General features: G+C 70.0%; 24 protein-coding genes. 14 read left to right on the forward strand and 10 right to left on the reverse strand.

The window, feature by feature from the left end; all coding sequences use genetic code 11:
* The first annotated feature begins 91 nt into the window (after positions 1-91).
* Positions 92-676, forward strand: coding sequence for a hypothetical protein (locus tag AC0693_RS34365; protein WP_478803966.1), 585 nt, complete (start codon positions 92-94; stop codon positions 674-676).
* Positions 677-1,106: 430 nt separating this feature from the next.
* On the opposite strand, the gene AC0693_RS34370 is transcribed toward AC0693_RS34365, so the two are convergent.
* On the reverse strand, positions 1,107-1,304 hold the full coding sequence (locus AC0693_RS34370; RefSeq protein ID WP_478803967.1) for a hypothetical protein: 198 nt from the start codon (positions 1,302-1,304) through the stop codon (positions 1,107-1,109).
* Between AC0693_RS34370 and AC0693_RS34375 the strand changes: the two genes are divergently transcribed.
* Genes AC0693_RS34375 through AC0693_RS34425 form a run of 11 tightly spaced genes read left to right on the forward strand, consistent with a single transcriptional unit; the run spans position 1,303 to position 11,454 of the window.
* Positions 1,303-1,566, forward strand: a complete 264-nt coding sequence (locus AC0693_RS34375) for a hypothetical protein (RefSeq protein ID WP_478803968.1) — start codon at positions 1,303-1,305, stop codon at positions 1,564-1,566. The genes AC0693_RS34370 and AC0693_RS34375 overlap by 2 nt on opposite strands.
* A gap of 60 nt (positions 1,567-1,626) precedes the next feature.
* On the forward strand, positions 1,627-2,352 hold the full coding sequence (locus AC0693_RS34380; protein ID WP_478803969.1) for an SAF domain-containing protein: 726 nt from the start codon (positions 1,627-1,629) through the stop codon (positions 2,350-2,352).
* Positions 2,352-3,176: a CpaE/TadZ family protein gene (locus tag AC0693_RS34385; protein ID WP_478803970.1), complete on the forward strand. Its 825-nt coding sequence runs from the start codon at positions 2,352-2,354 to the stop codon at positions 3,174-3,176. Before AC0693_RS34380 ends, AC0693_RS34385 begins: the two co-directional genes overlap by 1 nt.
* 22 nt (positions 3,177-3,198) lie before the next feature.
* On the forward strand, positions 3,199-4,743 hold the full coding sequence (locus AC0693_RS34390) for a CpaF family protein (RefSeq protein WP_478803971.1): 1,545 nt from the start codon (positions 3,199-3,201) through the stop codon (positions 4,741-4,743).
* Positions 4,740-5,678 carry a type II secretion system F family protein gene (locus AC0693_RS34395; RefSeq protein WP_478803972.1) on the forward strand — a complete coding sequence of 313 codons (939 nt, stop codon included), beginning with the start codon at positions 4,740-4,742 and terminating at the stop codon, positions 5,676-5,678. The genes AC0693_RS34390 and AC0693_RS34395 overlap by 4 nt, the downstream gene beginning before the upstream one ends.
* On the forward strand, positions 5,675-6,565 hold the full coding sequence (locus tag AC0693_RS34400) for a type II secretion system F family protein (RefSeq protein ID WP_478803973.1): 891 nt from the start codon (positions 5,675-5,677) through the stop codon (positions 6,563-6,565). Before AC0693_RS34395 ends, AC0693_RS34400 begins: the two co-directional genes overlap by 4 nt.
* Before the next feature lie 26 nt (positions 6,566-6,591).
* Positions 6,592-6,789 carry a hypothetical protein gene (locus tag AC0693_RS34405; protein WP_478803974.1) on the forward strand — a complete coding sequence of 66 codons (198 nt, stop codon included), beginning with the start codon at positions 6,592-6,594 and terminating at the stop codon, positions 6,787-6,789.
* 39 nt (positions 6,790-6,828) lie between these two features.
* A complete protein-coding gene (locus AC0693_RS34410; protein WP_478803975.1) occupies positions 6,829-7,260 on the forward strand; it encodes a TadE/TadG family type IV pilus assembly protein in 432 nt (143 codons plus the stop codon).
* Positions 7,257-7,721 carry a TadE/TadG family type IV pilus assembly protein gene (locus tag AC0693_RS34415; RefSeq protein WP_478803976.1) on the forward strand — a complete coding sequence of 155 codons (465 nt, stop codon included), beginning with the start codon at positions 7,257-7,259 and terminating at the stop codon, positions 7,719-7,721. The genes AC0693_RS34410 and AC0693_RS34415 overlap by 4 nt, the downstream gene beginning before the upstream one ends.
* Complete coding sequence (locus AC0693_RS34420; protein ID WP_478803977.1) at positions 7,718-8,170, forward strand: pilus assembly protein TadG-related protein; 453 nt, start codon at positions 7,718-7,720, stop codon at positions 8,168-8,170. Before AC0693_RS34415 ends, AC0693_RS34420 begins: the two co-directional genes overlap by 4 nt.
* A gap of 26 nt (positions 8,171-8,196) precedes the next feature.
* Positions 8,197-11,454 carry a LysM peptidoglycan-binding domain-containing protein gene (locus tag AC0693_RS34425; RefSeq protein ID WP_478803978.1) on the forward strand — a complete coding sequence of 1,086 codons (3,258 nt, stop codon included), beginning with the start codon at positions 8,197-8,199 and terminating at the stop codon, positions 11,452-11,454.
* Between the two features lie 241 nt (positions 11,455-11,695).
* On the opposite strand, the gene AC0693_RS34430 is transcribed toward AC0693_RS34425, so the two are convergent.
* From AC0693_RS34430 to AC0693_RS34470, 9 genes are all read right to left on the reverse strand, one after another.
* The gene (locus AC0693_RS34430; RefSeq protein WP_478803979.1) at positions 11,696-12,913 is read right to left on the reverse strand and encodes a hypothetical protein; all 1,218 of its coding nucleotides are present in this window, start codon (positions 12,911-12,913) and stop codon (positions 11,696-11,698) included.
* Positions 12,914-13,151: 238 nt separating this feature from the next.
* A complete protein-coding gene (locus AC0693_RS34435) occupies positions 13,152-13,961 on the reverse strand; it encodes a hypothetical protein (RefSeq protein WP_478803980.1) in 810 nt (269 codons plus the stop codon).
* Between the two features lie 59 nt (positions 13,962-14,020).
* Entirely contained in the window at positions 14,021-14,251 is a 231-nt protein-coding gene (locus AC0693_RS34440) for a hypothetical protein (RefSeq protein ID WP_478803981.1), read from the reverse strand.
* Between the two features lie 5 nt (positions 14,252-14,256).
* Positions 14,257-14,829 carry a ParA family protein gene (locus AC0693_RS34445; protein WP_478803982.1) on the reverse strand — a complete coding sequence of 191 codons (573 nt, stop codon included), beginning with the start codon at positions 14,827-14,829 and terminating at the stop codon, positions 14,257-14,259.
* 161 nt (positions 14,830-14,990) lie between these two features.
* Complete coding sequence (locus AC0693_RS34450) at positions 14,991-15,887, reverse strand: ParA family protein (protein WP_478803983.1); 897 nt, start codon at positions 15,885-15,887, stop codon at positions 14,991-14,993.
* Entirely contained in the window at positions 15,884-17,224 is a 1,341-nt protein-coding gene (locus AC0693_RS34455; RefSeq protein WP_478803984.1) for a ParB/RepB/Spo0J family partition protein, read from the reverse strand. Before AC0693_RS34455 ends, AC0693_RS34450 begins: the two co-directional genes overlap by 4 nt.
* Positions 17,225-17,421: 197 nt before the next feature.
* Positions 17,422-17,829, reverse strand: coding sequence for a hypothetical protein (locus AC0693_RS34460; RefSeq protein WP_478803985.1), 408 nt, complete (start codon positions 17,827-17,829; stop codon positions 17,422-17,424).
* Positions 17,830-18,258: 429 nt separating this feature from the next.
* Positions 18,259-18,471 carry a hypothetical protein gene (locus AC0693_RS34465; RefSeq protein ID WP_478803986.1) on the reverse strand — a complete coding sequence of 71 codons (213 nt, stop codon included), beginning with the start codon at positions 18,469-18,471 and terminating at the stop codon, positions 18,259-18,261.
* 316 nt (positions 18,472-18,787) lie between these two features.
* On the reverse strand, positions 18,788-19,075 hold the full coding sequence (locus AC0693_RS34470; RefSeq protein ID WP_478803987.1) for a hypothetical protein: 288 nt from the start codon (positions 19,073-19,075) through the stop codon (positions 18,788-18,790).
* Positions 19,076-19,211: 136 nt separating this feature from the next.
* Between AC0693_RS34470 and AC0693_RS34475 the strand changes: the two genes are divergently transcribed.
* Together AC0693_RS34475 and AC0693_RS34480 are read left to right on the forward strand one after the other, a co-directional pair.
* On the forward strand, positions 19,212-19,484 hold the full coding sequence (locus AC0693_RS34475) for a helix-turn-helix domain-containing protein (RefSeq protein ID WP_478803988.1): 273 nt from the start codon (positions 19,212-19,214) through the stop codon (positions 19,482-19,484).
* A gap of 939 nt (positions 19,485-20,423) precedes the next feature.
* Positions 20,424-22,505 carry a hypothetical protein gene (locus AC0693_RS34480; RefSeq protein ID WP_478803989.1) on the forward strand — a complete coding sequence of 694 codons (2,082 nt, stop codon included), beginning with the start codon at positions 20,424-20,426 and terminating at the stop codon, positions 22,503-22,505.
* The last annotated feature ends 1,102 nt before the right edge of the window (positions 22,506-23,607 follow it).

Here is a 23,607-nt window from a genome sequence, read left to right on the forward strand (position 1 = left end):
GTACGACGCGCCCCACGTACGTTGCACCAGCGATTTTCGCCCTGCGGAACGCCACCACCACCCACCCGTCCGACGCACCCCGGGGATATCCGTGACACCAGCACGACAGCACCACACCCGAACCACCCGGCTGCTCACCGGCGCCGTCACTGTGGCCGCCATCGTGCTCACCGGCGGATGCACCGGCCAAGCCAAGAACGACAAAGCCGCGCCCCCAAGCGCGGCCCCGAGTGCCTCCCCGAGCCCCACAACAGACCCCCAGGCCGCCGAGAAAGCGAAGGTACTGGTGGCGTACGACGGTTTCTGGACCGAGTCGTTGAAGGGGTACGCGCAGGGCACAGACAAGGGAACACGGCTGGTCGATTTCGCAGCCAACAGCGCGTTGGACGAAACGTTGACCGATTTCGCCAACATGAAGGCGGCGGGTGTCAGCAAGACCGGCAGCCCCGGTCACCGCCGGACGGTGACTGCACTCACCCTCTCCGGCGAACTCCCGGCCGCCACCGTAGAGGACTGTCTGGACTTGTCCACCTGGGCCAGCGTGAACAGCGACGGTAGCCCCCATCCATACCCCTCAAACCAACCATTGCGGTACATCACCACTACACAGGTCGAACAGCACGGCGGCCGGTGGATGGTCACCAAGATCAAGCGGAACGGTGACCAAACATGCTGAGAGGTAGAGGGCGGCTAGCGTTGGGCATCCCGTTCCTCTTGTTGCCCCTCGGCTTCACCAGTCCGGCACATGCGGACGGTGGTATCTGCAAAGGCCAGGACAGTTGGGTGACTGTCTGTGTCAAGCAGCCAGGGACGGAGCCTGGAGGAGGCAGTGCAGGCGGTACGGGAACGGGAGGCGGTTCGGCTCAACCCCCCGCGCCGGGCGGCCCACAGCGCGATCACTTCGAGTGCACCAACACGCTCAAGGACCCCCAGCCGCCAGCGGGCAGCCCCGAATGGGAGGGTCACGCCCCGGGCGACGGCGCGGTATACCGCCAGGAGTGCAAGTGGATCAGCGACAAGCCCGATGGCTACTTCGTGATCAGAACTGTCTGGGCGCTCAGCCCCGACGTCGTGGCCGCCGCGATTGATCCCGAGGTCTTGGCACGTCAGGCCGTGGACAGCATGCTGCTGACCGGGCCCGCGATCGCCAGTCCGCGCGCGGATGGCCGGTACACGGTCGGGGTGCCGATGTGGATGTGGGTCGGGCAGAGCCCCACGACGTGGGGCCCGAACACCGCGTCGGCGTCGGCCGGCGGGGTGACCGTGACAGCGACGGCGAAGGTGTCGTCGGTGGTGTGGGCCATGGGTGACGGCACGTCGGTGACGTGCACCGGCCCCGGCACCCCCTACACGCCCGCCCGCGGTATGGCGACGTCCCCGGATTGCGGGCACCTGTACCGGACCACGTCCGCCAAGCAGCCAGGCACCTCGTTCAAGGGCATGGCGACGTCCACCTGGACGGTGGACTGGGCCGTGACCGGCGGCGGGCGGACGGGTCAGCTGACCGAGGTCCGGCAATCCCCGTTCACCGTGATGGTGGGCGAAATCCAGGTCGTCGGCCAGTAGCGGCCCCTGCTCTTCTCCTCCTTCTCTTCTGCTCATCCCCTTTTTCTGGAGGCACAGCGCGTGAGCACGTCCACCCCGTCGTCGCCGGCCCGTACGGCGCTGCCCGGGCCGGCCGGTCCCCCCGACGGTCCGGCCGCCGCTCCGCGCGTGGTGCGCCAGCGGCGCCGACGCCCCGGTCTGATCGCTCTGTCCATCGCGCTGATCGCGGCCGGAGGCCTGTCCGGCGCTCTGCTGTTCACGGTCTCGGGGCAACGCTCCAGCGTGCTGGTCGTCGCCCGGGACGTCCCCGTGGGCAACGCGATCACCGACGCCGATCTCGCCCCGGCTTCCCTCGCCCTGGACCCCGCGGTCAAGACGGTCCCCACCACGAAGAAGAGCGCCATGGTCGGCCAGCGAGCCGCCGTCACGTTGAAGGCGGGAGCGCTGCTCTCCCCTGGACAGGTCACCTCCGCCTCGCTGGTCAAGGCCGGTGAGCAGCTGGTGGGTGTGGCGCTCAAGCCCTCCCAGCTTCCGGCGTCGCGGTTGTCGCCGGGGCAGAAGGTGCTGATCGTCTCCACGCCGGATCCCGCCCAGCCCGGTGCACAGACAGGTACGGCGAAGCCGGCGGATGCGGCAGGGCCGCAGACGCTGGCGGCGACCGTCGTCGCGGTCGGTGTGGCCGCGCCCGCGACGGGGGTTGTGGTGGTGGACGTGGCGGTGCCTGCCGCGAACGGGCCGACGCTCGCCTCCCGGGTGGCGACCGGCGCGGTTGCCCTGATCGTGGCCGCGCAGGAGGGGAGCAGCTGATGGCGGTCATCGCGCTGGCGGGCGGGCTGGGTGCGCCGGGGGTGACGACGTCGGCGATGGCGTTGCTGATGACGTGGCCGATGCCGCCCGGGCATCGGGTGGTGCTGGCCGAGGCCGACCCGGACGGCGGGGCGATCCTGCCCGGCGCGCTCCAAGGCACTCTCGACAACTCGCGTGGTTTGCGCAATCTCGCCGTGGCTTCGCGTCAGGGGCAGTTGATTGAGGCGTTCTGGCGGCAGCTGGTGGACATCACCGATGCCGGGACCCGTGACCGGCTGGTGCTGCCCGGGCTCTATGACCCGGCGCACGCCTCGGCTATGGAACCGGTATGGCGGCCGCTCGCCCACCTGTTCGCGGGAATCGAGACGCACCAGCACGACGTGATCGTGGACCTCGGACGCCGCGGCGCCTTCGGCCCCTCCGCCGTTTTGGCGCAGAAAGCGGACGCGGTGCTGATCGTGGCGCGCGGCACGCTGCGGTCCCTGCAGAGCGCCCAGGTCCGCCTCCAAGCGCTGCGTGAGGCGGTAGGCGGGACCACCGAGCTGGGCATCCTGCTGGTCGGCGACGGGCCGTTCTCCAAGGAGGAGGTCCGCAAGAACCTGGGGTGCCCGGTGACGGCAGTGCTGCCGTGGCGGCCCAAGGAAGCCGCGGTGCTTTCGGACGGGGCCGAGCAGCCGCGCCGTTTCGAGTCCGGCGAGCTGATGCGCTCCGCGCGCTCGGCCGCCGTGCGGATCCAGGAGCTGGTGGCCGTCCGGCGCTCGCGCCTGGCCCCGCCCACCCCAGGCCAGGGTGTCGGCGCATCGGCGGTGACCGGTGCGCGCTAACCCCCTGCACGACAACCCCCAGATGCCCACCGGCACGCTCCAGGCACGGCTGGCTGACCCCCGCACCGCCCCCGCGCCTGCTGGCCCGGCGGGGCATCGTGGGACGCGGCCAGTGAATCCGTGGGTGCCTGCGCCGGCCACCGTCCTCCCTACTGGGCACGCCGCCGTGCCAGCCGTCGTGCCGCCTGCGCTGGTCATCGACTACCGGGCCGTGCGCTTGATCAAGAAGGAGGTCGGGGAGCGGCTGACCGAACTCCTTCGGGCCCGGCCGGGGATGAGTGCGGCCGCGCAGGAGCAGCAGGGCCGTCATCTGATCAATGAGCAGGTGGCGGTGTGGTCGGATGCCGAGGCCGTCAAGCGCGGCGCCGCGACGTCAGCCGCCGAGGACGCGGCCATCGCGCAGGCGGTATTCGACCTCCAGTTCCGGGCCGGCCGACTCCAGCAGCACCTGGACAACCCCTTGGTGGAGAACATTTTCATCAACGGGTTCGCGGACACCTGGCTCGACTTCACCGACGGACGCCGCGTGCAGGTTGCTCCGGTCGCGGACTCTGACGATGAGCTGCGGGAGCTGTTGCGGGATCTGGCCCGGCGGACGACTGGGCAGGCCGAGCGGAGTCTGTCCACTGCGGACCCGTTCCTCGCGCTGCGGCTGGCGGACGGGTCACGTCTGCAGGCGATCATCGACGTCACGCCGGGCACGTATGTGACGATCCGCCGTCACAGCATGCGCCACGCAGACCTGCCCGAGCTGGTCGGGCGGGGCATGCTCGACACCACCCTCGAACAGTTCCTGCGCTCCTGCGTCCGCGCGGAGAAGAACATCATGATCGTGGGCGGCCAGGCTGCGGGAAAGACCACCCTGCTGCGGGCCCTGCTGCGGGAGATCGATCCGGACGAGCGGTTCGCGACGCTGGAGACCGAGTACGAACTCTTCGCCCACGAGAACGGCCACCACCGCCAGGTCGTCCCGATGGAGGCCCGCGAGTCCAACGGCGAGATCGTTGCCGGGGCGGCGGCCGGTGAGATCACGCTCATGGACCTGATGTACCGGGCACTGCGGATGACCTTGACGCGGATCGTGGTCGGTGAGGTCCGCGGCCCCGAGATCGTCGCGATGCTCCAGGCCATGACCAACGGGGCCGGCGGCAACCTGTGCACGCTGCACGCCAACCGTCCCAGCGTGGTGTTCGACCGGATCGCCGAGCTGTACCTGCTGGCCCAGGCAAACATGTCCGAGGCCCTGGCCTACCGGCAGGCCGCCAACGGGCTGCACTTCATCGTGTTCGTGTCCTCGATCGATGAGACGAAGATCGGTGGTCACCGGCACCGGTTCGTCTCCCACGTCCTGGAGGTCACCGGTATCGGCGAAGGCGGACGTCCGGAGACGAACACCATCTTCGGGCCGCGCCCCGAGTGGGGCGAGCACCGCGCCCTGCCGCTGATGCACCCCCGCTGCATTCCCGACCTGCTGCGCGCCGGGTTCGACGCCAACCTGCTCAACGAACCCTCCGGCGCCTGGGGTGCGCCGCTGCCGCTGCTGGTCCAGGAAGAGGTGGCGCTGTGACGGTACTGCTGTGGGTGCTGTCCGGTCTGGCCGTCGCCGGCGGATTGGTCGCGCTGGCGGCCGGGCTGGTCGGGACGACCGCGCCGAAGGGACCGGCGTTGTCCGCGCGGCTGCGGGCGGGGCGGCAGTTGGCGACGCGGGACGAACGCATGACCCGCCGTACCCGCCTGATGGGCGGCGCCCTGGCCGGAATACTGTTGTGGCTGCTCAGTGGGGTGTTCATCGCTGGGGTGATGGTGTTCCTGGCGGTCATCGGGGTGCCGTGGCTGCTCTCCCCGACGAAGTCCGCCACCGCCCGGATCGCCAAACTGGAGGCCCTGGGCGACTGGACCCAGCGCCTGGCCAACGTCCTGCGGCTGGGCCGCGGCCTGGACGAAGCCCTGCATGTGTCGCGCAAGGGATGCCCCGAAGCCGTCACCGGTGAAGTCGCCGACCTGGTGGACCGCCTCCAGGTCGGATGGCGGCCCACCGACGCGCTGCGCGAGTTCGGCGACGCCCTGGGCGACGTGACATCCGACAAGGTGGTCGCCGCGCTCGTCTTGTCGGCCGCCGACCGCGGGCCGGGCCTGGCCCAGGCGCTGGAGGACCTTGCGGAGTCCGTCCACGAGGAAGTCGCCCGGCGCCGCGCAATCGAGTCGGACCGCGCCAAGCCGCGCACCACGATGCGGTGGATGACGATCATCACCCTCGGTGTGATCGGCTGCGGGTTCCTCATCCCCTCCTACACCGCCCCCTACGGCACCCTCCTCGGCCAGCTCGTACTGGCCGTCCTGCTGGCCGGGTTCGTCGGCGTCCTCGCGCTGATGCGGCAGATCGCCGACGTCAAGCCCGTCCCCCGGTTCCTGATCGCCGACCCCCGCAGCGCCGTCACCCCCACCACCACCGGGGCGGACGCGGGCGGCGCGCAGGAGTCCACTGTGGAGGTGAGTGCATGATCCCCGTTGCCGCAATCCTGTCCGGCGCAGCCATCGGAGCAGGGGGCGCCCTGCTGGTGCGCGAGGTGCTGCGCCCCGCGCCCGCGCTGGGTCCCGCGCTGCGCCGGCTCAACCAGCCCGCCCCCGCACCCGTCCCCGCCACTGGGGAAGGCGCCCTCGATCGCGACGAGCAGTGGGGGCGGTGGCTGCTGGAGCACCTCGCCGACGTCCCCGGGATCCGCATCCCCTCCAAGGACCTCGCCCTGACCGGCTCCACCCCAGGCCGGTTCATCCTCACGAAGGTTGCCCTGGCCGGTGCCGGGCTGCTGCTGCCGCCGCTGTCCACGATCCCGCTGCTGCTCCTGGGCCTGCCTCTGTACCTGCCCGCGATCGTCGGGCTCCTCGCCGCGGTCCTGCTGTGGTTCGCGCCCGACCTCGCCCTACGGGACAAGGCCCGGCGCGCACGGGCGGAGTTCGCGCACGCCATGGCCGCCTACCTCGACCTGGTTGCGCTGCGCCGCGCGGGGAACGTGTCGGCCGAGCAGGCTATGGAACAGGCCGCCCAGGTCGGCCAGGGCTGGGCGTTCGTCCGGATCCAAACGGCCCTGGCCCAGTCCCGGGTGGACAAGGTCCCGCACTGGGAGTCCCTGGCCCGGCTGACCGCGGAGCTTGATCTGCCGGTCATGGACGATCTGGCGGCCATCATGCGCCAGTCCGCCGACGACGGCGCCAGCGTCTACGCCACCCTGCGCTCCCGCGCCCGCAACCTGCGCACCGAACTCCTCTCCCAGCAGGCCGCCGAAGCCAACGCCGACAGCGAGAAGATGACCGCCCCCGGCGCCCTCCTCGCCGTCCTCGTCATGCTGCTGATCGCCTTCCCGGCCATCATCCGCATGCTCACCACCTGAACCCCACCGCTCAGAAGGAGCCGACCATGAAGACCCTCGTCCGCCTCAACGTCGCCCTGCGTGCCCACTGGGAGAAGATCCAGAACCACGCCACCGAGGACCGCGGTGACATCTCCATCACCACCATCATCATCTGGGTCGCCGCCGTCGCCGGAGCCCTCGCCATCGCCGGGACCATCGGCGTGGTCATCACCAAGTACAACGGCAAGCTGTCCGGCATCTGACCGGTCCTGACCACACACAGCAGGACGGAAGGGGGACGGATGTCATCACGAGGGGAGCGGCCCTGCACCAGGGTGCTCGCGGCGCTGCGCCGACGGTGCGGCGGGGACCGGGGTGAGGCGTCCCTGCAGATGGCCATCATCTTTCCCTTCGTCATCCTGGTGACCGTGGCGGTGGTCCAGGCCGCGATGTGGGTCCACGCCCGCAACATCGCCCTGACCGCCGCCCGCGAGGGCGTCGCCGCCGCCCGCGTCTACCAAGCCCCCGACAGCGCGGGCAGCGCCCGCGCCCGCGAGACCCTGCAACGAATCGCAGGCGACACCCTCGCCAATAGCGCCGTCACCTCCGGGGGTTCCTCGACCGAGGTACGGGTCACCGTCACCGGCAGCGCGCCCTCTCTGATTCCCGGGGTGTCCGGGCTGAGCGTGTCGCAGTCGGCCAGCGCGCCAAGAGAACGGTGGACCACCCCGTGAACAGCAGACGTCTGACGCGCTGGGCCGGGCGCGGAAGTGTGGGCGGTGACCGGGGCAGCGAGACGATCGCGGCCGCAATCGTCACCCCGCTGCTCCTGGTCCTGCTGTGTCTGGCCATCGCGGGCGGGCGGATCGTCACCTCCGGGTCGAAGATCGATGCGGCCGCCGAGGACGCCGCCCGCGCGGCCTCCATCTCCCGTACCTACGGCGGTGCGCAGGCCGAAGCGTCGGCCGCGGCCGCCCGCTCACTGGACGACCAGGGCATCCACTGCGCCTCAATGAGCACGAGCGTGGACACCTCCGGACTCGCCGTCCCGGTCGGGCAGGTCGGCACCGTCACCGTCACGATCTCCTGCACCGTCACCATGGGCGACCTCCTGCTTCCGGGGGCGCCTGGGTCCAAGACCATGACCAGCCGGTTCACGTCCGTCGTAGACGCGTACAGGTCGAGGGAGGGATGAGCGTGCAGCACCTGCGCACCTGGTGGCAGGGCCGCCTGGGTCAGGACCGGGGCGGGATCGCCGTCTACACAGCAATCGTGACCATCGCACTGCTGGGCATCATCGGGCTGGCCATCGACGGCGGCGGCAAACTCCGCTCCACCGAACGCGCCGACGCCACCGCGATGGAGGCCGCCCGCGCGGCCGGGCAGGCCATCGACCCCGCGGCCGCCATCACCGGTGCCCCCGTCCGCGCCGACCCCGCAGCCGCACAGGCCGCCGCCCAGGCCTACCTGAGCCGCGCCAGCGCGCGCGGCAGCGCGACCGTTTCCGGCGACGGCACCCAACTGACCATCACCGTCCACGGCAGCTACACCACCAAGTTCCTGGGCATCGTCGGCATCGGCTCCATGGACGTCACCGGACACGGCTCCGCCCGCCTCCTCTACGGCACCACCCAGCCCCAGTAACCCCGCTCACCGCGAAGGACCGGCCGATGCCGCACCCCACCACCAACCCCTCCGCCCCTCGGCAGCGGCGGGCCCAGACCGCGGGCACACTCCTGCGCGGCCTGCTGGCCCTGACCGTGCTGGCCGCTGTGCTGGCCGGCCTCCCCGCCCTGCTGTGGTGGGCCACCTCCATCGTCGGCCCACCCGGGCTGGCCGCCCTCTCACAGCTGTTCTCCACCCAGGATTCAGGGCAGGTCTTCCTCCTGGCCCTCGCGGTCGCCGGGTGGGCCGGGTGGGCGTGCTTCGCGGTCGCGGCACTCCTGGAGATTCCCGCGCAGCTGCGCGGCCGCGCCGCTCCTCAAATCCGGGGCCTGGTCGGACAGCGGGCCGCCGCCGCGCTCGTCGGGGCAGTCATGCTCGCCCTGCCCGCCGGGACTGCCCTCGCGGCCCCCGCCACCGCGGCCGGTCCTGCGTCGGTCAGCATGAGCGCCTCCCCCATCCCGGGCCCCTCCCAGAATGCGGCGGCCCAGAGCAGCAGTGCAGCAGCGGATACCGCCGTCACGGCTACCACGCACACGGTGCGGGACGCCCGCCCGGCCGAGAGCCTGTGGTCCATCGCCGCGCAACGCCTCGGCGACGGCGAGCGGTGGGGCGACATCGCCGCCCTCAACGCCGGCCGCACCATGACGGACGGCACCACCTTCGACGCGGACCAGCCGATCCAGCCCGGGTGGATCCTGCGTCTGCCCGCCGACGCCCGACCGGATGCCGAAGCCGGCAGCACCCCGCACGCGTCGGCAGCCGTGACGTACACCGTCCAGCAGGGCGACAGCCTCACCGGCATTGCCGAGGCCGCGCTGGGCGACGCGGACCGCTACCAGGAGATCTACGACCTGAACCAGGGCCGGGCCCTGCCCGACGGCGGCAGATTCACCGACCCCGACCTCATCCGCCCCGGACAGCAACTCACCCTCCCCCAGACCCCGCACACCACCCCCGTCCCACCGCCCGCAGAGAAGGATCCGGCACCCGCTCCCCCACAGCAGACGACACCTCCCACGCCGCCAGCGGGCGCACCCTCACCCGCCGCTCCGGCTCCGTCCACGACCCCTCCCGCAACGCCGGTGCCCACACCCTCCGCTGCGGCCTCTGCAGCTCAGGTACCGCAGCAGAACACCCCCGCGCCCACTGCCCCGGCCGCCAACACTCCCGCCAAGGCCACTTCACACAGCACGTCCGGGATCAACTGGGCGCTGGTCGCAGGGCTGGGCACCCTGCTCGCCGCGTCCCTCGCCGGAGCCCTCGGCGTCCGCCGGATCCTCCAGCAGCGTCAGCGCCGAGCCGGACAGACCATCGCCCAGGACACCGACCCCACAACCGTGGAACAAGTCCTGGGCGCGGCCGCCGAGCCGGACGGCGTCGCCCTCCTGGACCGGGTGCTGCGCACCATGGCCCAGCACGCCGACACCGCCGGCCAGTCCTTGCCCGTACTGCGTGGGGCGCTGCTGAGCGGGCGGGTGTTGCAACTGCTGCTGGAGGAGGCGGCCGGCACGCCGCTGCTGCCGTTCACCGCTGGGGAGGATGCCCGGACGTGGGTCCTGGACCCGGCCGCCGCTCTTCCCGACGCTGAGGAGTTGCAGGATGTGGTGGCGCCCTACCCCCACTTGGTGACCCTGGGCGCTCACGAGGACGGTCTGCTGATGGCGGACCTGTCGACCTGTGGTGTCCTGCTCCTGGACGGCACCCCCGACGACGTCCTCGAAGTCGGCCGGGCTCTGGCACTGGAGCTGGGGACATGCGGGTGGGGCGGCTACAGCGAAATCCTCACCGCGGGCCTCGGGAGCCGGCTGGCGCAGCTCCTTCCCCAGGGCCGCGTGCGGACGATGCCCCACCTGCCGGCCGTCGCCGCCGACCTCGGTGAACTTCTCCTGGAAACCCACCAGAGCGGTGAGCAGGCCCTGCCCTGGATGCTGATCGCCGCCGGCGAGCACGACGGTGAACACCTGATGCAGCTTGCCGACGCCCTGGCCGCCGCCCGCGCCCTGACCACGGCGGTGGTCCTGCCCGCCAGCGACGCCGCCCGCCACGCCTTCCCCAACGCCGAAATCCTCGACGTCACCACCGGGGTAGAGCCCACGCTGGAGCTGCTCGGTTGGCCGGTCACCTTGCAGCGGATCACCGACGAGCAATACCAGCAGTACCTCCACGCCCTGCAGATCTCCACCCAGGAAGCACAGTCGGCCACCGGGGCATGGGGATTCACCGAAAGCCACCACCACCCGTCCGGGGCCGGGCATCCCCTGACCGTCCACGCCACCACCGCCGACGCGCAGGACCCGGGCAACCCCTTCCCCGCGCTCCTCGCCGGAGCCACAGCCGAGTCAGCCACCGGCCCCCAGTCACTGCCTCGGACAGACCAGGAGGCAGAGGCCGAGGGCCATCAGGAGGCGCCACAGGCCGGGGCGGAAAGCGGTCCAGGTACTGCGTCACAGGCAGCCGCCGCCGCGCCGGAGCACGCGCCTTCCGTGCTTGAGCAGCCTGCCACTGAGGAGCCAGGGGTCCGCATCGACGTCCTGGGGCCGGTGCAGATCACCGGTACCGCGACCACCTCCCACAGTCCCCGCACCGCGGCCATCGCCGCGCTGCTGTGCCTGCGGCCCGGGCGCGGCATCGAGTACCTGTGCCAGGCCATGGATCCGGTCATGCCGTGGTCCGCCCGCACCATGCATTCGCGTCTGTCCGAGCTGCGCTCCGCGCTGGGGCTCACCAGTGACGGGCGGCCGCTTCTGCCGCGGCCGAAGAACGGCGCCGGGTACACCCTGGACGCCTCCATCACCTCGGACTGGCGCGAGTTCAAGAAGCTCGCGTCGCGGGGGCTTGCCGCCGGGCCGGGAGCGGGGACCGCCGACCTAGAGGCCGCGCTCGCGCTCGTGCGCGGCCGGCCTTTCGAAGGACGCACCCTGCCCTGGGCCGAGCCCGACACGCAGGTGATGCTGTCGAGGATCACCGACATCGCCCACACGCTCGCCCGCTGGCACGCCGACGGCCCCACCCCCGATCTGGACGCCGCCCGCCGTACCGTCCAGCAAGGTCTCGCCGTGGAAGGGACCTCAGAGGTCCTCTATCAGGACCTCCTCCACATCGAAGGCGCCGCCGGCGACCAGGCGGCCATCCGCCGGACCGTGGCCCGTGTTCAGCAGATGGCCCGGACGTACGACATCAGCCTCACCGACACCACCGAGACCGCCATCAGCCACGCCCTCGCCGAGACTCCCCGCTCACCCGCAGGCGCCGCGCGCCCTTGATCCTCGACACCCTCAAGCCGACCGACGCGATCAACTCCGCAGCCGGACAGCTGAGACCCCTACTCGTGGTTCGTGTGGGGGTCTCCAGGGTTCTACCTGGTGCCAGGAGGGCGGGAGGGATCCGCATCGGTGATTCCTCCGGCCCGCGTAGTTCCCCGGCCGCCGACATCCTGCATGGCCAGTCGGTTGCTTGCGCGGGAGCGCCTCTGCCGGTGTACCCGTCCGAGCAGGGGCCGGTGGGTCACGCCTCATTCTTCCTTCGACACGAGAAGTGCTCGGGCAGCCCTTCGGGTCCGGGGAGGCTTGCGGGCTGACCGCAGCCGAAGCGGCAGAGCGGGATCGCTCGGCCCGATGCGTCAACTGGAACCCTGACGGCCTCGGTTTCCCGGGGGCGGGACTCGAGGATCATCGCGCGGCCGCCGCGTCGCTGCTTCGGTTCAGCCCGCACCTCCGAAGCCGGACGGTCCTCGGTGCAGCTGTCGCGCCGGTCCCCCTGTCGTACGGATGGCCGGCGCTCCTGGTCGTCCAGGGCGGGTCCGTTCGCCTCGAGGTACTGCTGCCACTGCTGTGCGGGAAGCCATCCGTGGTGGCCGCCGCGCTGGAACGGGATCCGTTCACCGGCTGCAGCTTCCACGATGAACTGGGTGAGGGTCAGGGCGTCTTCCCCTGTGTAGGTGCTCGCTTGATGGGCGGGCACGAGGACGCGGTGCCAGCCCCCGCAGTACCCGGAGTCGGTGGGGTTCTCGGGGTCATAGGGCTTCTCAGGGCATCGGGTGAGCGCGCCGTCGGGGCTGCACTTGCCCTCTTCCAGGACGTAGTTGCCGTCCTGGACCGCGATGGGGTTCTTTTGCACACGAATGACGGAGGCCGGCAGGTTGGGCGTGCGGACGTAGGGGACGGTGCCGATAGCTGCGTGGTCGGGGTCCGCGAAGTCCCAGACCGACCGGATGCCGTCGCGGCGCCGGAACCCCTCCCGTGCACGGATTCCGCGCGCGGGGCTTAGCTGAGGCTCGTAGCCCAGGACAATGCCGTTGGCGCCGTTGATACGTACATCAAGGCGCGCGTGCCCGTCGGCGGCCGGCGACTCGATATCCGCGTGGAAGCCGTGATCTTCGGAGTCCTTGGCGACGCGTTCCTTGCGGGCGAGGTGCTCGTCGGATTCGTGACTGATGGGCTTCTCGCCGGGTTTCCGATAGTGGGAGGCAAACAACACGCCCTCACGCTGGACGAGGTACATGGGGACACGCCGACTCCGGAGATCCCGGCAGTCGGGGCAGATGAGCCCGCGCTTCTCCACGGGAACCCGTCCGCGCATGCGCAGGAGCACGGTCAGGAGGCCTTGACCCTGCGGGACCCCGAGGTCGGCGCGGTCCAGGTCAAGGTTGCAGCCAGCCAGTTCGTAGAAGACGGGGTTACGTAAAAGGTCTTCGTCACTGTCGATCTGAAGGTCGTCGTCCATTGGTACTCCCCGCAGCCGCCACGAGTAGGACCCACAACGCTACGGGGAGGGTCTGACAGCCGGGCCTGAACAGCGGAAACAGAGGGCTCGATGCTTTCCCTCGGGACACACAACTCCTGACGCCCCACCTGGAAGTCGGCAGGAGCGCCTGGCACGCCGAAGGCCGGCCGCCACGGGCTCCGACGGCAGAAGACCCCCGCACCTCGCGTGCGGGGGTCTTCTGCGCTGCCGGTCCGGGCTAGCCCTCGGTCCCGATGGCCTGGCGAGCAGCCCTCTTGGCGGCTTCAGCGCGCCGCTTGACCTTCGCGATCTCCGCCTCGATGGCTTCTACCTGTTTGAGAACTGCGGCCGGGTCCTCCCGGACCAGCTGCTCGATCCGTCGCGGCGCGAGGACCTTGTACGCATCGGCGAAGGCCAGCAGCCCCGCCGCGCCCGCGAGCGTGGCGGGCTTGGGCGGCCCGGGCTTCGGAACCGCTGCGTTCCCCTCGCGGAGTAGCAGTCCGAGGTCGCGAGCTGCCTCGGTCAGGGACGCGGCGGACAGCTTGCCGCTGTCTTTCGCGCTCTGGAGGACGAGTGCGGCCGCCTCAGGGTCGTTCCTGTAGATGGGGGCGAGTACGGAGGCCTGCGAGGCTACGACGGGAGTCGAGGTCTGCTCGATCAGCGGGGCCAGCACGCGGATGTCCCGGGCCGAGTTGATCAGGTCGTAGACATACTGCCGTTTGACCCCCAGCGACTCCGCATAGTCCCCGACGGTCAGGCCACGGTGCTCGTTGGCGCGCCGGTCGATCAGCAGTTGGAGGAGTTCGCCTTTGAGGACGCTGCCCCGCATCTTGGCGAGCTGGAAGCTGCGGACCTCAGCTCCGTCGGCGTCCCAGTAGGCCGCCTCAAGGGTCTCGACCTGCTTGTCCTCGTCCATCCCATCCAGGGTGGCCACCTCAAAGGGCGGCGGCTCCAGGGCGGGGGCGGGGGCGGGGACTTCACCTGGCTTGAACTGCTGGGGCAGTGCCGGGTCCCGGTTGGCGTCGGCTGCGCGGGGAACTCGGCTCACCCGCTGGGCCGTTTCCGCCTGCAGATTTTCGAGCCCTTGGGCCACAAGGTTTTTCCGGCTCACTTGGCCACCCCCGCAGCCGTGAGAATGCTGTCGTAGGCGGTCATGAGCGCGTTCGCCTCTTTGCCTGTCTGGGTGGTGATCGGCACCTTGGCGAAACGCGTCTGCTGGCGGACCGAGTAGCGGGGGATGGCGAGGTCGTCGCGGTAGAGCGGTCCGTAGGTGTCAGCGAGGAACTTGCCGATCGCGTCGCCGAGGGTGCTCTTGCCGCCGGGCACGATACTGGGCACGATCCCTACAACCTGAGGCCGGGGTTGTAGGTCTCCTGGACCTGGCGGATCGTGTCGAGCGCCTCCCGGGCACCGATACGGCCGTCTTCGTCGAGCGTCGCGGGGATGACGACGTGGGTGGCCGCAGCGAGTCCCGCGACGACCAGCTTGCCGCCGGCTCGGGGCGGAAGGTCTATCACCGCGAGATCCTTGTCCCCCACGACGCCGTCGAGGCCGTTCCGCAGACGGAACTCGATACCGGTGGACTGGTCCGTCTCCCGGTGCGCCAGGGCGCGTTCGGCGGCCAGGACTTGAATACCCGACCAGGCCCCTGAGGCCTCCAGCAGGACGTCGGCGCCCAGGCCCTTTTCACCCTTGGGGTCATTGGCCAGAAGGTCGTTAAGGCTGCAGGGCAGCGCCTCTGGGTCAAGGCCGAGTTCAGAGGTGAAGGTGCCGCGGGGGTCCAGGTCCGCCGCGTAGACGGTCCCGATCTCGCCGGCGAGAGCGCGGTAGCGAGCAGTCGCTGCCATGCCTGCGGCCAACGCGCTTTTCCCCACCCCGCCCTTCTCGCTGTACGACGCTACGCGCTTGCCTGCCATGCCCTCCGGTCGCCACCGCCAGGTCATCACGGGCACGGCGTCGCGGGCCGGGGCACGGCTGGAGGGGCATCGACGCAGGGCGTTGATCGGTGGACAGCGGAAGCGCCCGGCCGCACAGAGGATGGTCGGGCCCCGCGTGCCGTTTCCATTGGAAACGGCGGTTAGGTGCGGTCGGGGAATCCGATGCTGGTCATCAGTTTCCGGTAGTCGACTGCCGGTACCGAGTTGGGCAGGAGGATGGGCAGGGGGCAGCAGTCGTCGTAGAGCTTCTTGGCGTCGGCGGAGTACCGGACGTAGGGCGTGAGGATGTCGCCGTACAGGGATTCGGCGAGTGCCGTGGCCTTCCTGGCTGATGCTTCGGTGTAGCTGGCGGTGGGAGTTCCGGTGAGGATCAGATGGTTGACCGTCGGGCGGCCGGGGACCGAGCGCCGGAGGCGGTTCTTCTCCCGGACACGGTCAAGTTCCTCGAACAGCGGGACCAGCAGCTTGACGTCCTTCGGATCGGCGCGGACCGACGGAATGACGGAGTCGTCCTCGTCGAGCATTCGGATCACGGAGTAGACCATCTTTCCGTAGCTGGCCGGGAAGTCGAGCCAGAAGACGTCGTCCTCGTCGCCGTCGTAGCCGAGCAGGATCTCGGCGAACCAGTCCTGCCGGTCAGCGTCCTCGGCGATGGCGGTGTCCGCGGTGGACATCTCCTTGCAGCTGGGCACGACGCGCAGACCGGGGATGTAGGCGAAGGCGTCGTCGTCGTACCCGTCGCCGATGCGGTAGCGCGCCGGTAGCGCGACCTCGTCCAGGGTCGCGGTTCCGTGGATGAGGTCGAGGACGCTCTTACGTCCCTTCATGGCCTCTTCGTCGTAGCCGAGGATCGTGGTCGTGGACCGGTTGGCGTCGAAGTCGAAGATGGTGCCCCAATACCCGCGCAGTGCTGCCTCGGTCGCCATGGAGGTGGCACTGGTGGTCTTGGTGGACCCGCCGCATTCGAGGATGAACGCGTAGATCTTAGGGTGGCGCCGCCCCCTGGGGCGGAAGCGGGGGTCAACGGTGCGCGTCACTCAGTCTCTCCTGTGGTGTCCAAGCCCAGTTCCTTCTTCTCCCACGTGGTCTCCGGGACGTACTGCGCGTGGTCCTGCAACAGGCGGAGGTAGCCGACCTCGCGGGTTCCCCACGAGTGCCGACGGGCTGCAGTGCGGAGCTCGGCAGCGGCGAGAGCGCTCGCAAAGGCGGCGAGCCGCTGGAGTTCGCCGTCACCGGAGTCCTGGACGGCGGTGAAGTACGAGCCAGCGTTCTGGTCGTCGATGCTGTGGCGTTCAGCCCGGCGGAGCCAGACCAGGGCACGCTGCTGCGCGGCGGACTGCTGTTGCGGAGCGAGCAGGGCGCCGGTCATGGCCTTGAGGAGGAGCTCGCTGTCAGCGGCGTCGCCGACGTCGACGGTCTCGACGAGGAGCTGGCAGGCGGCATCCCGGGCTGCGGCTGCGGTACTGCGATCCTGCTCGTACTGGTCGGCCGACGGCTTGGGCTGCTCCCTTTTCGCCGTCGTCCGGGACGTGGGGGCAGCGTTTCCAGTGGAAACGGCGCCCGGCTGGAGGGCTGTGCCGTTTCCAGTGGAAACGGCACCCGCTCCTCCAGCCGGCTCCTCGTCAGGCGCGGCTGCGGCCTGCCGCTGCCGCGCGAGGATCTGCGCCTGCACCTCCAGCGGACGCATGCCGCCCTGGACCAGGGCCACCGCCTCCCGCTGGTTCTCGGCGCTCATCTTCTGGAACTTCTCCGCGGTGCTGACAGCCAGCGTGCCGTCCTTGAGCGCCCCCTGGACTTCCGGCTCCAGCGCGAGGAGCTGCACGCGCTTCCACACGGTGCCCTTAGAGATTGCCCCCTTGGCGGTCTCCCCCACTTTCTGCGCGATCTGCTCGTAGGACAGCCCGCTGCTTCGCAGGGCCTCGTAGTGCTCGGCCTCCTCCAGCGGGCTGAGCTGTGCGCGGCGAAGGTTTTCGATGAGGGTGATGAGCCGGGCGTCCGTCACCTTGTCGTCCATCAGGACGCTGGGGATGACCTCCCAGCCCAACGATTGGACGGCGCGCCAGCGGTGCTCCCCGAAAAGGATGACGTTCCCGGCGGTGATCTTCTCCGCTGTCTCCGGGTAGTGCTCGACCCAGACGTCGGCGGGGATGTGGGCGATGTTCTGGAGGAGGCCGACTGTCTCGATCGTGGCCGCCAACTCCTCCACGCCCGACATGGCCCGCCGGTTGAACGGGTTGGGGCAGAGGTCCTTGGGGTGAAGTTCGACGGTGTCGCCGCTGCGGTCCTTGCCGCCCCGGTAGAACGCCTCTTCATTGGATGGAGCCGCAGGGGGCTTGGTGCTCGTGCGCTTGGGCCTCGGAAGGTTGGCAGCCATAGATTCTCCAGGACGACAGAAAGTACGGCCAGAGACTAGCCGTTTTCAATGGAAACGTTGGCTCCCTCGCGCGGGGGGCGAGTCTGGTCGAGCCCCTGCCAAGCCCGTGGTCACCACTTCCGGTGGAAACGCCTGTGCACTGAACGGGGTTGACGGAGCACCACACGCGCAGCAGCTCGGTCATTCGTCTCCCGTTTTCATTGGAAACGACAGGCGAACAGAACCCCGAAAACCTCCCGGAACAGAAAAGTCTTGCGCAACAGCGTGTAGCCGTTGCGGTCAGCCCGGCGGGCTTCGACGTGGACGCCGTAGTGGGCCCGACCCATGCCGACGTCGTCCGGGAGGGGCAGGTTCACCGCGGCCTGGGTGAGCATTGCGTAGGCCGGCCGCCAGGCTCCAAGGATCGCGGTCGTCTGGCAGCGCAGCCAGCCGCGGTCGGTGTAGCCGAGCTGGCGGCCGTGGAGGTAACCCGCAGCGTTGCCAGTGTCGTGGCGGACAAGGGCGACGGCGATCGTCTCGGCGCCGTGATCGTCGCCGGGCCGGGGGTGGGCGCGCTCGACGAACGGGCCGACCCTCACAGAGACGTCCTGGCCGATGCTGGGCATCCACCGCATTGGGGAGCGCACGGCGGCGAACATCGCACGCCACTCAGCGAGGACGTGCTCAGGGCGAACAGGGAATGCGTGACGGTGACGGTGGCGAACTCGTACCGGTAGTAGGAGTGCCGAATGAGCTCGCGGGAAGTTTCCAACGCGCTCATGACGTACATCGACGCGCCGCCGGGCAGAACCAGGTCGGCAACCAGAACGTGCGTCTCTGCATAGTCGAGAACGAGATCGCGGGCGCGCGGGTCTCGTACCGGCAGGAGGAGCGGGCCGAGCGGCGGTGGCAGAGTATTCACCGGTGCAGTCTTGTCGCCGGAGGTTGTCGGTACCATCGGATTTGATCGGGGCGGTTGGTAACCCGCGGCCACAGCTCGCCAGCGGCTCCGACCGTAAAGCCGAAGCTCACCTGACGACACTCCGCAGGTTCTGTTATCCGCAGTTACCAATAACCGGGGCGGGTGCAGCCTCGAAGACCTCCACGGCGTCGATGGTGAGCAAGGCCGCGTCGGTCGGGACGCCGCGCTGGACGACCGCACCGGTGACGCGCAGAAAGTCGCCGTGCTGGACCTCGTTCAGCAGGGCGTGGGCGATGCGCGGGTCGACGGTGGTGCAGGCGTACACGGCGTCCGGGGTGTCGGGCAATCCGGTCCGCGTCGGTGGGGGAGTGGATCAGGTCGAACGTCGCGGTGCCCAGCGGGTGCCAGGAGCCGGGATAGCGTCGACGTAGACGTCTTTGGCGAGGTGCGTCCGAGAGGTCATGAGCGCCCCTCACCCCGAGACTTGGTGGTGCGCGAGGAGCGGAGTCGGGGTGTGCTGCGCGAGGAGCAGCAGTTCACAGTTGCGCCGCTGCTCGTCGAGGCGAGCGGCCGGGACCTCGTGCCGTGCTGGTGCCAGAGCGGAGAGGCCGGCGGCTCGGGGTAGGCGAGGGCGTGGTCGTCCTCGGGCCGGGTCGCGGTGCTTATGCAGCCCGCCACCACACGCGGGTGCCCGGACGTCCGGGCCGGCGGCCGTTGATGGACCGCACGGTGACGTGCTGAGCCGTCGCGAAGGCCGCGCGGCCTGAGTGCTTACCGTCGTAGAGGCCGGCATCGGCGGTCCTCTGCAGCATGGTCAGGTCGCGGGAGCCGACCGAGGCCGGGGCCGCGGCGCCGACCGAGGCGGCGACGTCGACGGTGCGGCCGTCGTCCAGGGTGACCAGGTGTGCAGCATCCGGGCCAGTTGTGCGAGGCGCTGTCCCAATGCTCATCTCGTCGGTGGACACAGGTGACGTCACGTCTGCCGCCATTTGAATTCTGCGCCAGACACACCGCTCGGAGATACCGACGGGAGCCCCCGTGGGGTATGTTTCACGGTATTGCTAACTAGGGTTGGGGGTTTCACTGATGACGGATGCTCTACGTCGAGTTGACGAGTTGGTGGACCGCGCCCTATCCCTTCCCTCCCCACGTATCCGGCAACAGCTGCGCCTCGCAGCCGGTCTGACACAGATTCAAGTTGCCGACGCGGTTGGAGTGAGGAAGCTAGCGGTGAAGAACTGGGAGTCGGGCAAATCCGAGCCTCGCCAGCCCCACCGCGATGTGTACGCACATCTCCTTCGTCGTCTGGCCGAGAAGCACCCGGCCGCAACAGTCGAGGGGCCCCCAAATGAGCAATGACCCGTGCGGTACCGCACTCGGGCATGATGACGCCAGCCTCCAATTCTTGGGGGTTGGGATGACCTGAGGCCATCGGCCGCGCACCTGGGAGTGGACTAACCACCCACTGTCGGCGCTCACGCGGCCCGTCAGCCGCCTGGATTTACCACCCAGGTCGGCCCGCCCAGTCCCCGGAACCACCCGGGTCTGAGCTCGGCTCATCGAGCCGTTTACGCAATGCACTACCGCACTACCCCCACCTACCAAGTGGGGCCGGCCCTAACCAGGCCACAGAGGGCCCTTAGCAGGTCCGAACCGCAGGGCCCCCACCACAGGGGCTCCGCAGCATCACCGTCCGATTCACACCGCCGAGATCCCCAAAGAACTGGAGGTCGCCGCTGCTCTTCGTTCGGCCGCCCACTCCTCACGGAGAGGGCGGTCCACATACCCACATGAACGTGGTAGCGGTCCCGCGTGGCGGGCCGTCTTCAGCATCCATATGGATAGGCGGTCGATCCTCATAGTGCCCGATGTGGTGTCCCTTGAAAAGTTGCGCCCTCGCCGTTTCGCCGAGAAGCGAACACCCGAGGACGCGATTACTCCCCATTTGCCGCTTTTGGAGATTTGCCGACCGGAAGCCACGCCTTCTGGACATCCCACCGTCCGTCGTGCTGCGCGCGGCAGCGCCGACCATCGTGATGGCCCGGAGTTCGCTGTGCGGGATGGAATCCAAGATTCTCTTACTTCTGCCGGAAGCTCTCGGGGTGCTCGCTGCTGCGCGTCCCTTGTCCACAGGAGTCCTGGTCCAGACTGCCGGAATCATCTCTGTTCGCAGTTGTGGGCGGGCCGGTGAGCGCCGTGGCGGCGCGGGCCGCCATGATCCCGCGCCTTCGCGCGGAGTTCGCCGGCAGCGCAGCGCGCCGTCGGCTGCGGTCGGTCCCAGCGCAGGCCAGACCGGTCGTGCCGCTGGAGCTGGGTAATCCGCTCCAACTGTCGAAGAGGATGCGGGCCCGGCTGCTCGCCGCGGTGCGTGCGCTGGTGTCGTCTCCGACGCTTGCCGGGGCGTCGGACGGTGCGCGGCTGGCCTCGGTGGTGTTGACGGCGAAGTCGAAAGTCCGCGACGACTACCGGGCGTCGATCTGGGCTGCGGAGCTCGGTCGGTGGCTGGGGGTATCGCAGTCGACGGTCGCGCACACCGTACTGCCCGAGCTGCGCGCTGCCGGATTCCTCGGCACGAATGTCGCGACCAGCAGCTTCGGCCACGCAACGGGCCTGGAGTGCTGGGTGATCCCCATGTACCGGGCGCAGAAGGCCAGCGACCGGCGGCACGCCCTGGCGCTGTCCCGCTCCGAGCTGGCGGTGCTGCTCAGCCTGATCGAGGTGCTGTTCGGTCCGGGGTGGGCGCCGAAGGACAAGGCCCCGGTCCCGGCCGGGCTGCTTGCCGGTCGTACGGGCCGGGGCGCTGCCACGGACCGGCTCGGGCTGCTGCTGATGGTGCTGACAGCGGGTTCGGCGGGCTGGTTGCAGCTGTGTCCTGGGTCGGTGGACTCCGGGCGCGGGCGTCCGGCGGCGACGGTGGCCCGGCTGCTGGGCTGCACGGCGGCGGCCGGGGCGAAGGTGCTCAAGCGGCTCCAGGAGCACGGCGTCGCGGACGTGGTGCGCCAGGAGACCGGCTCGGGTCTGTATGCCCGGTCGCGGGTGCGCCTGGTGCCGGTCGCTGAGGCCCACGGCGTGGCCGTGCGGGAGGCCCGCCGGGGGGTAAAGGCGGTGTTTTCAGATCTCGCTGGTACTGCATCCGGTGATCTTGCGCCTGGCGAGGGCGACGAGACCCTTGTGGCGACTGGGATAGAGGGTGCCGGGCAGGGCGGGATCGCCGGATCTGCCGATCTCGCCGCAACTGCACAGCACCACGCTCTCCACGCTCCTGTGGATACTTGCGGTGGTTCTCTCGCGCTCTCTGGTGGCTTTTCCGGCGAATGCCGTGGTGGGAACCACGGTCTGCCGGGCCGCGCGTGCGTACGCGAGAACGGCGGCCCGCTCCGCGGGGAACAGCAGGAGAAGTCACCGGTCGTCGAAGGCTCGAAGGGCGACCGCGGGCCGGTGGCCAGCGCTCCGGTGCGGGTCGTGGATGGTGCGGACCAGGGCAGGCAGCAGCCGGGGAAGGTGCCTCTGCCCCCGGAGGATTTACGGGCCGTCCTGGCTCCGGTCGACCTGGTGTGGGCGCGCCTGGAGCGTCCGGCCGCCCGGAAGCTGGTGGAGGCTGCGGTCCGTGGCGAGCTGGCCAGGGTGATCGGGTTTGCCGGGCGCGCGGACGCGCCGCAGGTTCTCGCCGACCGCCTCGCCCGGCGCCTGGAGGACCAGATGCGGCTGGCCGGGCCCATCAAGGACCCCGTGGGCTGGCTGATCGGTCTGGCTCTGCCTCAGCGTCAGCGGTGCGGCGACGTCCGGTGCGACGACCGGGTGCTGCTCGACTCCGGGCGGGGCTGCCCACGCTGCGAGGAGCAGCACGCCGACCGCCGTGACCAGCGCCGTGCGGTCGCTGCCGCCGTCGACGCGGAGATGCCGCACGCCTCCGAAACCGAGCGCCGCGCGGCGACCGAGCGGCAGCTGCATCAGGACGTGACCGTCCAGGCGTGGATTCGCGAGCACCGGTGGGCACAGGTACGCGAGCAGCAGGCCGCCGCCAAGGCCCACCGCGCCGAAGCCGCGGCCGTACAGCCGGCCTTCGACATCCCTGCCGCTCCGATGGCACCGGTCGTACTGCCCGCTCCGCGCCCGGTCTCCGTCGTCGTTCCCACCTCGGAGCAGGAGTTCGCCGGTGTCGACGACCCAGAGCTGGTCCTCGAGGAGCTCACCCGGGAGCAGGTCCTGGACTGGCGCAACCGCGCCGCCGCAAATCACCAACTGGTGTTCGACCACATCGACCGGTACGGCGAACCGTCCGCGCAGCGCCTGTTCACACGGGGGTTCGTCGCCCAGGTACAGCGGCTGTCTGGCCTCGGGCACCTGGACCTCGGCTACACCACGTGGGGGCAGGCATGAGCAGCGGCGAGACGTCCGGTGTCGACCTGGCCCAGGTGGCGCTCCGGGCCACGAGGGAGGCGGCCCGGAAGAACGGCGCCAACCATAAGACGAGCAGGAGCCGCAGCCTGTTCGTACGGTGCCGTGCGGCGGCGCGAGCACGGGGGGGCGGTGCTCGGTGCCAGGCCCATCGGTTCTCACCCGCGCGTCGGCGGGGAGCCCCGCGACCCTCTGCGACAGCGGGCCTCCATGCGGGAGGGCGAATCACCCTCGCGTAGGCGGGAAGCACGCACTGCCCTGACGGATCCTCGTCATTGACGAGGTTCACCCCCACGACAGTGGGGAGCACGCGCCACTGGGGCGAATCACGAACTCGAACGCGGGATCCTCCGCGGCGGCGGGGACCACGCTCAGGTGCTGGGGGGCACGAACTTCCAGGATGGATCACCCCCGCGGTGGCAGGGAGCATTCGGCCATCTTCTTCGCGACGCCGTCCAGCGACGGATAACCCCCGTGGCGGGAAGCACTTCGGCGTCGTTAGAAGGCGCCGAGCCCGACGGCAGATCACCCTTACGTCGGCGGGGAGCACATCGGCGGGGAAGGCGCGCCGCGCCAATGCTCGATTGCGTCAGCCCGCGGACCACCCCCGCGTCGGCGGGGAAGACGCCCGGAGTTCTGCGTCTCCGAACCGACTGGCCGGACCACCCCTGCGTCGGCGGGGAAGACGGCTGACCGCTATCACGCAGAGCGGAGGAACGCGGACCACCCCCGCGTCGGCGGGGAAGACCTCGGCGCGACCGACACCACCTGCCCAGCAGGTGCGCGAGGGTGGTGTTCACGAATGCCGCTGCGTCACTGAACTCACGTCGTTCACCGCTGGCTTCGTTGCCGGTGAGGAGGGCCAGCTCACCTGCGTGATAGGCCACTCGGAGGCGGCGGGCCGGAGCGGACTGACCGCCCTAAGGATCGAGGCGAACAGGGGCGGTGCATCGTCGCGGGGCGGCCACGCAGTGGCCGCCCCGCCACTTCTCCCGGGACTGCTTCGAGATCACAAAAGAAAACAAAAAAAGGCCCAAAACACCCAAACAGAACAAACTCCCACACCAGATCCAAAGGAAACCCG

The organism is Streptomyces sp. NPDC043876, assembly GCF_056435825.1.